The organism is Bacillus sp. B19-2, assembly GCF_022832475.1.
Lineage (GTDB): Bacteria > Bacillota > Bacilli > Bacillales > Bacillaceae > Bacillus > Bacillus paralicheniformis.
Genome location: NZ_JALHKQ010000005.1, coordinates 214981 through 228515, shown reverse-complemented (window position 1 = coordinate 228515; position 13535 = coordinate 214981). Strand labels below are relative to the sequence as shown.

The following is a 13535-nucleotide window of genomic DNA, read 5'->3' as shown; positions in this document are numbered from 1 at the left end:
ATGTTGTCCGGGGGAAAAAGAAACAGTTTCGGTTTATTGCTTTTTTATGTGCTAACCTTTTTGCTGCTGTGGGAATGGCTGCGTCCTTTGCAGTATTTTACCGATACGGGGCACACCGTCTTTTTTATTTTGTTTATTGCCTTAGTATTTTTGCTTACATTTTTTAAGGTCCCTTGGTTTATCAGATTTCCGGTCAGCCTTGGCTTCGTTCTGTTTGCGCTTCATACGATTTTTTACGAAGGATCGGTGTTTTCACCTTCATGGATTGCCCTGCTTTTTCAGGATTTAAATCAAAATTTCTCCTATATTTTCTCCGGCATGTGGCGGGATATGTCGCCGTTGTTTCGGACGCTGCTCTTTTACGTCCTTCTTTGGCTGCTTGTATACTTGCTGCACTACTGGGTGATCTATCAGCGCAGAATTTTATTCTTTTTTATCATGACCGTTGTTTATATCGCGGTGATCGATACATTTACGCCGTTTGACGCATCATATGCGATCGTCCGGATCGTGCTGATCGGCTTTTTGCTTCTCGGCCTGCTGTATTTGGAACGGATCAGGGAATCAGAAGCGTTAAAATCCTCAAGATCGCGGTTTGCCAAATGGTTTGCACCGCTCTTATTGATGACTGCCGCCGCCGTTTGCATCGGCGCGGTCTCGCCGAAAGCCGATCCCGTCTGGCCTGATCCGGTGCCGTTTCTGCAGACGGCTGCGACCGGCGATTTTGCTTCCTCAGGCAAAAGCAAAGTCGGCTATGGAACGAATGATGAGGCATTGGGCGGGCCGTTTTCAAAAGACGATACATGGGTATTTACATGGCAGGGAAATGAACGAAGCTATTTCAGAGTGGAAACGAAAAGCCGCTACACAGGTAAAGGCTGGATTGAAGACGAAAAAGCGGGCGCGTCCATCCAGCTTGACGAGGGTGAGCTGGATTATCAGTGGTACGACGAAGGCGTGAAGACCGAAACGCGCAAAGCGATCGTCGATATCGATCCGGCTTATCGGTACGATCATGTCCTGTATCCGATCGGGACGACTGAAATCAAGCTCAACAATTTCTTTGTGCCGCTCCGCATGAACTTAAACACGGAGAAAATAAAACCGGCCGGCAAGACAGGCGCGGACATTCGGAACCTGGAAAGCTATTCGGCCACCTATAAATCACCCGTCTTTGATGTTAATCAGCTGAGGAAGGTCAGCTTGGAGTCGGAGGGAAAATGGAGCAGAAGCCATGAGAAGTATCTGCAGCTCCCCGCTTCCCTTCCCGACCGCGTGAAAACATTGGCGCACGATTTAACGAAAGACGAAGATAATATATATGACAAAGCGAAAGCGATTGAGAAGTATCTCGGTTCTTCGGAGTTTTCTTATGAAACGGAAGATGTGGCTGTGCCTAAAGGAAACCAGGATTATGTCGATCAGTTCTTATTTGAGACGAAAATCGGCTACTGCGACAATTTCTCCACAGCTATGATCGTGCTGCTGCGGTCGGCCGGAATACCGGCGCGCTGGGTGAAAGGCTATACATCCGGTGAATATGCAGGAACGACGGCAGACCGGAAACGGACGATTTACGAGGTGACAAACAACAATGCCCACTCCTGGGTTGAAGTGTACTTTGAAGGACAAGGCTGGGTTACGTTTGAACCGACGAAAGGCTTTTTAAATCCGGAGCAGCTCGTTGAAGAGTCCAGCGGCCGGCAAGCCGGCGCGGCTTCTGATAAAAAAGAAGATGAAAAGAAAAACGACGGAGGCCAGCGGCCGAAGGATGCAAAAGAACAAGACAACAAAGAGAAGCCAGAATCTCAGACAAAGCGTGATGCCAAAGGCGGTCCTCATGCCGGCAGCGGAGATGCAGACCGCACCCTTTTGACTGGTGCGGCCGTACTCGGTCTGTTGCTGGCATTGACAGCGGTGCTTTACTTTACAAGGGCAAAATGGATGCCGCACATCATCATCAACAGGCTGAAAAAACGGCGTGATGGCGCGGTTTTCTTCAAAGCTTACGAAGAGCTGCTCCGCCAGCTGAAGCGCCAAGGTATGCAAAAAGAAGAAGGCCAGACGCTGCGCGAGTTTGCGAAGACGGTTGATGAACGCTTTCAAAGCGGGGAAATGACAGCTTTGACCCGGCAATATGAACGGGCTCTGTATCGAAAGGAAGACGCCGCAAAGCTTTGGAATGATTCGGCGGAGTTATGGGAAAATTTAATTAAAAAGAGATAGTCTTGACCGCTTTCAGTCGTATTGTTAGAATAAGTGAATATTAAAAACCCTTATATATTCTTGCTGGCAGGCTCGGCGGCTTATCTATCGGACAAGCCGGGCCTTGTCCCGTGAATGGGGGCAGGACGGCCGTGTGTCTGCCGCCATTTTTTCTGTGCAAAAAGACAATTTGATAAAGAGGTGACACCATGACGAAGTTAGTAAATGAAATGATTCTTGTGTTGGATTTTGGAAGTCAGTACAATCAGCTGATTACCCGTCGCATTCGTGAGTTTGGTGTATACAGTGAATTGCATCCTCATACGTTGACGGCAGAGGAAATTAAAGAAATGAATCCGAAAGGAATTATTTTGTCCGGCGGTCCGAACAGCGTTTATGATGAAGAATCTTTCCGCTGCGACGAAAAGATTTTCGAACTGGATATTCCTGTTCTTGGTATTTGCTACGGCATGCAGTTGATGACGCATTACCTTGGCGGAAAAGTAGAAGCGGCGAGCCAGCGCGAATACGGAAAAGCGAACATTCATATCGAGGGTGAACCGGATCTGTTTAAAGATCTTCCAAACGAACAGGTCGTCTGGATGAGTCATGGTGATCTAGTCGTTGAAGTTCCAGAAGGCTTTACCGTTGATGCGACAAGCCATCATTGCCCGAATTCAGCAATGAGCAAGAAGGATAAGAAATGGTACGGTGTTCAATTCCATCCTGAAGTCCGTCATTCAGAATATGGAAACGACCTTTTGAAAAACTTCGTTTTCGGTGTTTGTGAATGCGCCGGCGAATGGTCGATGGAAAACTTTATTGAGATTGAAATGCAGAAAATCCGCGAAACAGTCGGCGACAAGCAAGTGCTGTGCGCGCTAAGCGGCGGGGTTGACTCCTCTGTTGTTGCGGTCTTGATTCATAAAGCGATCGGCGACCAGCTCACTTGTATTTTCGTAGACCACGGGCTCCTTCGAAAAGGCGAAGCGGAAGGCGTGATGAAGACGTTCAGCGAAGGCTTCAACATGAACGTGATCAAAGTTGATGCGAAAGACCGCTTCCTGAACAAGCTTAAAGGCGTCTCAGACCCTGAGCAAAAACGGAAAATCATCGGTAATGAGTTTATCTATGTGTTTGACGATGAAGCGGAAAAACTGAAAGGTATTGACTACCTTGCACAGGGAACGCTTTACACCGACATTATCGAGAGCGGAACAGCGACAGCTCAGACGATCAAGTCGCATCACAATGTCGGCGGACTACCGGAAGACATGCAGTTTGAACTGATCGAACCGCTGAATACGCTCTTCAAAGACGAAGTGCGTGCGCTCGGTACCGAGCTCGGCATCCCTGACGAAATCGTTTGGCGCCAGCCGTTCCCTGGTCCAGGCCTCGGCATCCGTGTTCTTGGAGAAGTGACGGAGGAAAAGCTTGAAATCGTCCGCGAATCAGATGCGATTCTCCGCGAAGAAATCGCCAAAGCTGATCTTGAAAAAGATATTTGGCAATACTTCACTGTTCTTCCTGACATCCGCAGCGTCGGCGTCATGGGAGACGCAAGAACTTATGACTATACGATCGGCATTCGCGCCGTGACATCGATTGACGGCATGACATCCGACTGGGCGAGAATTCCTTGGGATGTCCTTGAGACAATCTCGACACGGATCGTCAATGAAGTGAAGCACATTAACCGTGTGGTTTACGACATTACGAGCAAGCCGCCTGCAACAATCGAGTGGGAGTAGTAACAGGTGCCCTAAAAACCCTTGGTAATACTGGGTTTTTAGGGCTTTTATATTTTTTATGGGACAGTTATGGCATTCTTTCGTCAATTTTTGCTCTTGCAGACAGAATTAAAATCTTTGTATCTGTATCCTTTTTGCGAATTGTCGGCAATACATCAAGCCCGTCTATTTTGGGGATATTCAAGTCTAAAACGATAATATCGTACTCATTAACTTAGTAATATTCTAAAGTTTCTTCACCATTAAAACTGTATCAACCGCATAACTTGCCTTGCGAAGTCCCTTTGCAACGATAGCTGAAAGCATTTCTTCATCTTCAACATGCATTATTTTTATATACGCACATCTTTACAATTCAACAGTTATCTCATATCAAATGAATTGTTAGTTTTTCGTTAGCTTTTTTCGCCGAGCGCCGGGTTTTGAGTATCGTCAAATTCTATCACATCGAAGACGTTTTTCTTTTTTCTTTACCCTCCAATGACTATTTAACCACTTGACTGTGTGGGGTGATGGACGGGAAGAGCAAAGACAAAGACGAACAGCCTGCCCATTTACCAGAAGGCTGTTCGTCTCTGTCTTTGCACAATAGGAGATGCACATGGAATGCTGAAAATTATTCGATATCAATACCAAATCTTTGAGCCATTTTGCCGATAAATTCATTATCGTTTAGTTCTTCGCGTTCAATCATCAAGTCAGAGCCGATATGATATCTCAGTTGGCGGGAAGGATCGATTGCCGCCTTGTAGATAACTTCAGCAACAAGTTCCGGAGAAGCGATTTGTTCAGGGTCGAACAGCCTTTGATACATTAAATTGATTTTTTGCTCGAATTCACTATAATCTGTCAACCGAGTATCCTGAATAGCATCCCTAGATCTGCCCGTGAACTCGGTTTTGGTGGGCCCCGGCTCCACAATCTTTACCCGTATATTAAATGGAGACAGTTCATAAAGTAGAGACTCAGTGAATCCGTTTACGGCATATTTGGAAGCATGATAAAGCGAAAACAACGGATAGGTGACTCTGCCTCCCTCAGAGGTAACGTTGATAATAACTCCCTTACGATTCTTTCTGAAATGAGGCAGGATCGCTTTGGTTACCCGCATCAGGCCAAAAACATTGACATCAAACTGTCTTTGAATTTGTTCTTCCGTTGCAGCCTCAAAGATACCAAATGCACCGTAACCTGCATTGTTTACAACGACGTCGATTTCCCCGAATTTTGATATCCCTTGCTCGATTACAGTTTGGATAGATTCCTTGTTTTCAACGTCAAGATGGGTAACCCACACGTTCTGAACCTTGGTCAACTCCGTTTCTTTTTCAGGACAACGCATAGTAGCAATAACGTTCCATCCCTTATTTGCGAAATGTAAGGCTGTAGCTCTTCCGATTCCTGCTGATGTACCGGTGATCATGATTGTTTTCATGGGCTGGCGCCTCCTTTAAACTCCTACTGAGAGGAATATAAATCGATTTTGTATTGAATGTTTTCCTTGAAGTGGGTTAATTGTTCGAATTGGGCTTCGATACGTTTAATTTGTAATTGAAGCATTTGGATACGTTCAGTTTTCGTTTCATCTCCCTTTATGACCAGTTGCACAAACTGCTTCATTTCGGCAATACTCATTCCTGAATCACGAAGGCAGCAGGCGAATTTGATCCATTCAATGTCTTCCGAATCAAATATGCGAATACCGTTTTCATTACGTTTGGCGGGTGGAAGAATCCCTTCCTTTTCATAGTAACGAAGAGTGTGAATAGACAATCCGGTCTCTCTCGCAAGCTGACTAATTTGAAGGGCCATAGAAGATTTCGTCCGTTCTTTTGAACATTGGACATTCCTCCTTTCATCATGAAATTAATAATAGCTTATCACCTAGAGTGCGCTCTAGGTCAAGGCTTTCATCACGATCAAGCTCGATGGAAGAACTGTACCGCGAAGCCAAGTGCGCAGAACCACACCGAAAAACCCGCTCCAGGTATTATTTATTCCCGGGGCGGGTTTTGCCGCTCATCTTTTTTGCATTTTGTTGTCGAGACTCCAAACGAGAGGAACCGTATCATCCACCAAGCCAGCAGCCTGTGTAACGGTAAACAGGGAAAGAAACAATAAAAAAATGACCGCACTAATGAGTACTGTCATCCATACCATCTTTCTGCCTTTCTGCGACAGGTGGTCTGGTGTCAAAGGCTGCAAATAAATCTTCAAAAACAGGATGAACTTGAATAATCTCAACCGTCCATATAAATCCTGCACAAGGCATTGCCCATTTTCCAATTCTCTAAGTCGTCATTGATTGGCTTCATCTCGGAATCGAAACCAAAAATTGAAGGGTTTTCTTAATTTCTGTACTGTCACTGGAATACGATATCATGATAAATCGTGTTTTATTCAAAAACGATTCACGGTCAGAATCTGGAAAAACAACGAACGAAGCGAACATTAAAATCATTAATGTTCGTTTTTTTATTGTGTTCAGCGTTAGATATTGCTACAATAGTATAGTAATTCAAAAAAGACTTGTCGTATAATCATGGGGATATGGCCCATAAGTTTCTACCAAGCTACCGTAAATAGCTTGACTACGCTTGTATACAATATTTTGTCCATGAAAAAAACATTTTTTCAGTATGAAATATGCCGTAGTCAAGCGTCCCGCCAATTGGGGCGTTTTTTGTTTAAAAGCAAAGGTTTATGAAACAATAAAAGCGACAGACAAACGAGAGGAGTATACCATTTTGAAGCGTTACTTTCAGTTTGAAGAATTGGGTACAAACTATCGGAGAGAAATGATCGGCGGACTCACCACATTTTTGTCCATGGCATATATTTTGATCGTCAACCCGCTTACCCTTTCTCTGGCGTCGGTGGAAAATTTCCCGGATGCATTGAGAATGGATCAAAGCGCGGTCTTTACAGCAACAGCGGTTTCAGCAGCGGTCGGCTGTTTTATCATGGGGCTGCTTGCGAAGTATCCGATCGCCCTTGCGCCCGGAATGGGGCTTAACGCATTCTTTGCATTCTCCGTTATTCTGAACATGCAGATTCCATGGCAGACGGCCCTTTCCGGCGTTATGGTTTCCGGACTTATTTTTATCGCTCTTTCGCTGTCCGGTTTGAGGGAAAAAATTATCAATTCGATTCCTTATGAGCTGAAAATGGCTGTCGGTGCGGGAATTGGTCTGTTTATCGCTTTCGTCGGTTTGCAGGGCTCCAAAATCGTCGTATCCAACCCGGATACCATTGTGTCGTTTGGAAATATTCATTCAGGTCCCGTTCTTTTGACTGTTTTCGGACTGATCATCACTGTCATTTTAATGGTATTGCGCGTGAATGGCGGCATTTTCTTCGGTATGCTGCTCACGGCGATTGTCGGCATGATCTTCGGTCAGATTGACGTTCCTGACAAAATTGTCGGTGCTGTTCCTAGCCTAGAGCCGACATTTGGACAAGCCTTTATCCACCTTCATGATATCTTTTCGGTGCAGATGCTTGTCGTCATTTTAACGTTTTTATTCGTCGACTTTTTTGATACGGCCGGTACATTGGTGGGTGTTGCATCACAAGCCGGTTTGATGAAGGATAACAAACTGCCGCGTGCTGGCAGGGCTTTGCTTGCCGATTCTTCCGCAACTGTTGCCGGAGCGATCCTTGGTACATCGACTACGACCGCTTATGTTGAGTCAAGTGCCGGGGTAGCGGCCGGAGCGAGAAGCGGTTTTGCGGCGATCGTAACAGGCGTTTTGTTCTTGCTGTCGCTGTTCTTCTCGCCTGTCCTCAGCGTTATCACTTCGCAAGTGACGGCGCCTGCTTTAATCATCGTCGGCGTGCTGATGGTGGCGAATCTCAACAAAATCGACTGGACGAAGTTTGAGATTGCGGTGCCCGCATTCTTAACGATGATCGCGATGCCGCTGACATACAGCATCGCCACCGGAATCGCGATCGGATTTATTTTCTACCCGATCACGATGATCTTTAAAGGCAAAGCAAAAGAGATCCATCCGATTATGTACGGATTGGCTGTTGTATTCATTCTTTATTTCATTTTCTTGAAATAAGGTGTGCTGTGCGAAAAAGGCTTGTTCATTTGGACAAGCCTTTTTTATTTTCCAATCATTAAAAACGGAACCTTCCCCCTTCGTTTTTCGTCATATATAAGGGCTGCCGCATCTATGATAAAAAGAGGTTTGTCTTGACTGTTTCACACAGCTTATGTAATTTATAAAAGTGCTTTTCATTTATGTAAAGCTTTTGAATAGAATAGGAGTTGCTTATATGATTGAAGAACATCACAAACGAAATGAAGATGATATAGAAGAACCTGCTTCGAGGATGTCGAGGAATTCCCGGAAAAAAGCGAAGAAAAGCAAGGAGACGAATCCGTCCGCGGCGAAAGTCAAATCGGTGATGGAGAGCGTGATTGCCGCTTTGTTCCGCTATTTCAGCTTTGTGCTCGATATTTTAAAATCCCCGGTGCGCAGCGCACTTGATTTTGACCGGTCTTATTTTAAGTATTCCGTTATTTCAATGACGCTTTTAGCCGTTTTCTTTTCGCTCGGCAACTTTTATCAGCTGCTTGCGGGCAGGGGGAGAATTCTCGGGTTCGGCGTGTCAGTGCCGTTCCTGGAAGTGTTTTTGGTTGTGTTTATCTATTGCATGGCTTTCATGTTTTGGATGGCTGCATCGAGCTGGGTTGTATCGAATTTTATGCTCAGGTATAAAGTTTCTTTTTTCGATATCACGGCAAAGTACGGTTCTCTATTGGTGCCGTTTATCGTCCCCGCCGCTTTGTGGATGATATTCGCGATTATCAACTTCACGGCCGCGACGGTGATTCTCTCAATCGTCATCTTTATGGGATTGACATTCGGGACTTTTACGCTGATTCAATCGATTTATGAAAAAAGCGAAAAAGCGCGGTTTGACCTGATGTACTGTGTGTTTACCGTCTTTTTGCTTGAATTGGTATTCGTTGCGGCAACATGGAAGCTGATAGGCGGTTACTTGTTGTCGTCGCTAATCCCGGTTTAAGGAGATATAGCCGGTTCTTCTTGAAGAACCGGTTTTTTCTCCGCATTAATTCTGAGTTGATTCATAAGAATAATATATATTTTAACCAATTAGATGGGGGAGTGATTGATGGCTAACTTTCTTCGAAAAGCCGTAAAGCAAAAAAAGGAGTATTTAATCAGGCAGCTTGCAAAATCAGGACGGCTGGACAATTTGAAAGACCTCTCGTCATACACGCTGAGCGATTTGGAAAAGGAGCACCGCAAGCTGCACGAATCCGAAGCAGATTGTCAGCGGGATCATAAGCACCGACTCTGAAAGACGTTCATTTGAACGTCTTTTTTAATTGCGTTTCAATGCTTTGAAACCGGCAGAAAAAGGGTAAACTGATGGAAGTGAGCAATGTCGAAAAATTTTGTGGTGAAGCAGGGCCATTACAGGATTGTGTATGGAGAATTTCTCTAGTAGAATATGATTGCTTTGCATCTAAAGGAGGGATTTCAATTGCTTCACTCAGCACTATTGAACGGTGTGATCATGGTTGGAATTATTCTGGTTATCAATATTATATACGTCACGTTTTTAACCCTTCGAATGATACTGACTCTTAAAGGCCAGCGGTATCTCGCCGCCTTTATCGGGACAATCGAAATGCTTGTTTACGTCGTCGGGCTGGGGCTCGTTCTAGATAATTTAAATCAAATCCAAAACGTGATCGCTTATGCGGTCGGATTTGGAATCGGCATCATCGTCGGCACGAAAATTGAAGAAAAGCTCGCTTTGGGCTATATTACCGTTAACGCCATTACGAAAGAGCTTGATTTGGATTTGCCGAAACAGCTCAGGGAAAAAGGCTACGGCGTCACCCACTGGGTCGTCGGCGGACTTGAGGGAGACAGAACGGCGATGCAGATTTTGACGCCGAGAAAATACGAACTCCAGCTGTACGAAACGATTAAATCAATCGATTCAAAAGCATTTATCATTTCCTATGAACCGAAGACGATACACGGCGGATTCTGGGTGAAAGCCGTAAAGAAAAGGAGAATTAAAGAATAATGACAAAGCCGAAAAAAAAGCGCTTTGAAGTAACGGAAGGCGAAACGATCGAATCCGTGTTGGCGAAGATGCAGGAAGAAGGCTATACACCGGTGCGCCGAATGGAGGAGCCGGTCTTCAAAGAAACAAAGGAAAATGGAACGATTCAGGTTGTTCCGTGCGGAAGAAAAATTATATTCGAAGGGAAATTACTCTAAACCCGAACATTAGAACAACAAAATATACTATCGTTCGATAATGTCGTTGACATTATCACAGTCCGTTGTTAAGATAAACATGACATGAAAACACATCCTCATATAATCTTGGGAATATGGCCCATAAGTCTCTACCCGATGACCGTAAATCATCGGACTATGCAGGAAAGTGGACAATAAACTGACATGGAGATCGCGAGAAGCGGACTAACTGACGATACACGCGCCATGCCCGGTTTGTGTTGCTTCCTACAAATGCAATACATGCCGGGTTTTTTATTTGCGAAGAATAACAGCTAAAGGTGGGACAAAAAGATATGCAGCCTCTTCTTGGTGTTATCATGGGAAGCACATCTGACTGGGAAACGATGAAACATGCCTGCGGCATACTCGATGAACTGGGAATTCCGTTCGAAAAAAAGGTCGTTTCCGCACATCGGACGCCTGATTTAATGTTTGAATATGCCGAAACGGCGCGGGAAAGAGGCTTGAAAGTCATCATTGCCGGAGCGGGCGGAGCCGCTCACCTGCCGGGAATGGTCGCAGCCAAAACGACGCTGCCCGTCATCGGTGTGCCGGTTCAGTCAAAAGCGCTGAACGGCCTCGATTCGTTGCTTTCAATCGTGCAAATGCCGGGCGGTGTACCCGTTGCGACCGTTGCTATCGGCAAAGCGGGAGCGGTTAACGCCGGACTGCTTGCGGCGCAGATTTTGTCAGCTTTTGACGAAAAGCTTGCCGGAAGATTGGATGAACGAAGGGAAAGCATCAGACAAACCGTGTTGGAAAGCAGTGATCAGCTTGAATAAACAAACGATTTTTCCGGGAGCGACAATCGGCATTATCGGAGGCGGACAGCTTGGCAAAATGATGGCGGTCGCGGCCAAACAAATGGGCTATAAAATCGCTGTGGTTGACCCTGTTCCTTCATCACCGTGCGGCCAGGTCGCAGACCTTGAGATCACGGCTGCCTATAATGACAGGGAAGCGATACGGAAGCTTGCCGAAGCGAGCGACGTGATCACTTACGAATTCGAGAACATCGATTATGATGCGCTGAACTGGCTGAAAGAGCACGCTTACCTTCCACAGGGGAGCGAGCTGTTGCTCCTTACGCAAAACAGGGAAACCGAGAAAAAAGCGATTGAATCAGCGGGCTGCAAAGTCGCCCCGTACCGAATCATTCACGACCGGGCGGAACTGGAAGCGTCCGTCGCGGATCTCGGTCTTCCGGCGGTGCTGAAAACTTGCCGCGGCGGGTATGACGGAAAAGGGCAGTACGTCCTGAAACAACAAGCACAAATTGGCGAAGCCGCAGCACTTTTACAGCACGGCACATGCATTTTGGAAAGCTGGGTTCCTTTCAAAATGGAATTGTCCGTGATCGTGACGAGATCGGTTCACGGAGAGACAACCGTTTTTCCGGCGGCAGAGAACATTCATAAACAAAATATTTTATTCCAGAGTATCGTCCCGGCACGGGTCGATGAAGCGGTTCAGGAACAAGCGGCAGCACTTGCCCTCAAGCTTGCCGAAAAGCTTCAGCTTGTCGGAACGCTGGCCGTTGAGCTTTTCCTGAAAGAAGACGGCGGACTTCTCGTCAATGAGCTGGCGCCGCGGCCGCATAATTCCGGCCATTACACCCTTGATCTTTGTGAAACGAGCCAGTTTGAACAGCATATCCGTGCTGTCTGCGGACTGCCGCTCGGCAAAACGGACCTTCTGAAGGAAGGCATGATGGTAAACCTTCTCGGAGACGAAGTGTATATGGCTGAAGAAGATCCCGAACTATTAAAAGAAGCGAAGCTTTATATATACGGAAAGCATGAAGTCAAACCAGGCCGCAAAATGGGGCACATCACATTTTTAAGAACACCCGACAATGAATGGATCGGGAAGATGACAGAAAAGTGGATTGAAAGAGATGGAGGACGAAAACAATGATCGAACGTTATTCAAGACCGGAAATGGCTGCGATTTGGACGGATGAAAACAGATTCCAAGCATGGCTGGAAGTTGAAATACTGGCTTGTGAAGCTTGGGCTGAGCTCGGCGTCATTCCGAAAGAAGATGTGAAGGTTTTGCGGGAAAAAGCGTCATTTGACATCAACCGCATCTTGGAAATCGAGCAGGACACGCGTCACGATGTCGTCGCATTTACCCGCGCCGTATCGGAAACGCTTGGCGAAGAGAAAAAATGGGTGCACTACGGACTGACATCAACAGATGTGGTCGATACCGCTCTTTCTTATCTATTAAAACAGGCGAACGATATTCTGCTCAAGGACATTGAGAGATTTGTTGACATCTTGAAAGAAAAAGCGAAGGAACATCAATATACGGTCATGATGGGACGCACACACGGCGTGCATGCAGAACCGACGACATTCGGCTTGAAGCTCGCCCTTTGGTATGAAGAAATGAAGCGCAACTTGGAACGCTTCAAGCAAGCGAAAGAAGGCATCGAAGTCGGCAAAATCTCAGGCGCCGTCGGAACGTATGCGAACATCGATCCATTCGTCGAGCAGTACGTATGTGAGAAGCTCGGCTTAAAACCGGCGCCGATTTCAACACAGACGCTGCAGCGCGACCGCCACGCCGATTACATGGCTGCACTGGCTCTAGTTGCGACAAGCATCGAGAAATTCGCCGTTGAGATCCGCGGCCTCCAAAAAAGCGAAACCCGCGAAGTCGAAGAATTTTTCGCAAAAGGCCAAAAAGGTTCATCTGCTATGCCGCATAAGCGCAATCCGATCGGTTCGGAAAACATGACGGGAATGGCGCGCGTCATCCGCGGCTACATGCTGACCGCTTATGAAAATGTACCGCTTTGGCATGAACGCGACATTTCGCATTCATCAGCAGAGCGCATCATCCTGCCTGATGCGACGATCGCGCTGAACTACATGCTGAACCGCTTCGGCAACATTGTGAAAAATTTGACCGTGTTCCCTGAAAACATGAAGCGCAACATGGACCGCACACTCGGATTGATCTACTCGCAGCGCGTCCTTCTCGCACTCATTGACACCGGCATGGCGCGCGAAGAAGCGTATGACACCGTTCAACCTAAAGCGATGGAAGCATGGGAGAAACAAGTACCGTTCCGCCAGCTTGTCGAGGCTGAGGAAAAAATAACGTCCCGGCTGTCTCCGGAACAAATTAACGACTGCTTTGATTACAATTACCACTTGAAAAACGTCGACTATATTTTTGAACGTTTAGGCTTAGCGTAGAATCGACCGCCCGCTTTAACAGGCGGGGGTCTAAATGCTGAAATATTTCCAACATTCGGGTTAGGAGG

General features: G+C 46.3%; 13 protein-coding genes, 1 pseudogene and 2 riboswitches. Of the genes and pseudogenes, 10 read left to right on the top strand and 4 right to left on the bottom strand.

The window, feature by feature from the left end:
* Entirely contained in the window at window positions 1–2226 is a 2226-nt protein-coding gene (locus MST20_RS18830; protein ID WP_243944156.1) for a DUF4129 domain-containing transglutaminase family protein, read from the top strand.
* A gap of 188 nt (window positions 2227–2414) precedes the next feature.
* Complete coding sequence (gene guaA / locus MST20_RS18825) at window positions 2415–3956, top strand: glutamine-hydrolyzing GMP synthase (RefSeq protein ID WP_243944155.1); 1542 nt, start codon at window positions 2415–2417, stop codon at window positions 3954–3956.
* A gap of 67 nt (window positions 3957–4023) precedes the next feature.
* On the opposite strand, the gene MST20_RS21450 is transcribed toward guaA, so the two are convergent.
* The 4 genes and pseudogenes from MST20_RS21450 to MST20_RS18810 form a co-directional block, all read right to left on the bottom strand.
* Window positions 4024–4152 (bottom strand): response regulator, encoded by a 129-nt coding sequence (locus MST20_RS21450; RefSeq protein ID WP_411801785.1) that lies wholly within the window; start codon window positions 4150–4152, stop codon window positions 4024–4026.
* A 420-nt stretch (window positions 4153–4572) separates the two neighbouring features.
* Entirely contained in the window at window positions 4573–5391 is an 819-nt protein-coding gene (locus tag MST20_RS18820) for an SDR family oxidoreductase (RefSeq protein WP_243944153.1), read from the bottom strand.
* A 23-nt stretch (window positions 5392–5414) separates the two neighbouring features.
* Window positions 5415–5768, bottom strand: a complete 354-nt coding sequence (locus tag MST20_RS18815) for a MerR family transcriptional regulator (protein ID WP_243944151.1) — start codon at window positions 5766–5768, stop codon at window positions 5415–5417.
* A gap of 322 nt (window positions 5769–6090) precedes the next feature.
* Window positions 6091–6327: pseudogene (locus MST20_RS18810) on the bottom strand (ATP-binding protein); the annotation flags it as partial.
* A gap of 141 nt (window positions 6328–6468) precedes the next feature.
* Window positions 6469–6570: riboswitch (purine riboswitch) on the top strand.
* A 133-nt stretch (window positions 6571–6703) separates the two neighbouring features.
* Between MST20_RS18810 and MST20_RS18805 the strand changes: the two are divergent.
* The 8 genes from MST20_RS18805 to purB all read left to right on the top strand — a co-directional run bounded on the left by MST20_RS18805 (window position 6704) and on the right by purB (window position 13467).
* Window positions 6704–8026 carry an NCS2 family permease gene (locus MST20_RS18805; protein WP_243944149.1) on the top strand — a complete coding sequence of 441 codons (1323 nt, stop codon included), beginning with the start codon at window positions 6704–6706 and terminating at the stop codon, window positions 8024–8026.
* 217 nt (window positions 8027–8243) lie between these two features.
* Window positions 8244–8999, top strand: a complete 756-nt coding sequence (locus tag MST20_RS18800) for a BAR domain-containing protein (RefSeq protein WP_243944147.1) — start codon at window positions 8244–8246, stop codon at window positions 8997–8999.
* 108 nt (window positions 9000–9107) lie between these two features.
* A complete protein-coding gene (locus tag MST20_RS18795; RefSeq protein WP_243944145.1) occupies window positions 9108–9296 on the top strand; it encodes a hypothetical protein in 189 nt (62 codons plus the stop codon).
* 219 nt (window positions 9297–9515) lie between these two features.
* Entirely contained in the window at window positions 9516–10037 is a 522-nt protein-coding gene (locus tag MST20_RS18790) for a DUF2179 domain-containing protein (RefSeq protein ID WP_369878949.1), read from the top strand.
* A complete protein-coding gene (locus tag MST20_RS18785; protein WP_243944143.1) occupies window positions 10037–10234 on the top strand; it encodes an NETI motif-containing protein in 198 nt (65 codons plus the stop codon). The genes MST20_RS18790 and MST20_RS18785 overlap by 1 nt, the downstream gene beginning before the upstream one ends.
* Before the next feature lie 78 nt (window positions 10235–10312).
* Window positions 10313–10415: riboswitch (purine riboswitch) on the top strand.
* Between the two features lie 136 nt (window positions 10416–10551).
* Window positions 10552–11040: a 5-(carboxyamino)imidazole ribonucleotide mutase gene (purE, locus tag MST20_RS18780; protein ID WP_243944141.1), complete on the top strand. Its 489-nt coding sequence runs from the start codon at window positions 10552–10554 to the stop codon at window positions 11038–11040.
* Window positions 11033–12175 (top strand): 5-(carboxyamino)imidazole ribonucleotide synthase, encoded by a 1143-nt coding sequence (gene purK / locus MST20_RS18775; RefSeq protein WP_243944140.1) that lies wholly within the window; start codon window positions 11033–11035, stop codon window positions 12173–12175. The genes purE and purK overlap by 8 nt, the downstream gene beginning before the upstream one ends.
* Complete coding sequence (gene purB, locus MST20_RS18770; protein WP_243944138.1) at window positions 12172–13467, top strand: adenylosuccinate lyase; 1296 nt, start codon at window positions 12172–12174, stop codon at window positions 13465–13467. The genes purK and purB overlap by 4 nt, the downstream gene beginning before the upstream one ends.
* Window positions 13468–13535: the final 68 nt, after the last annotated feature.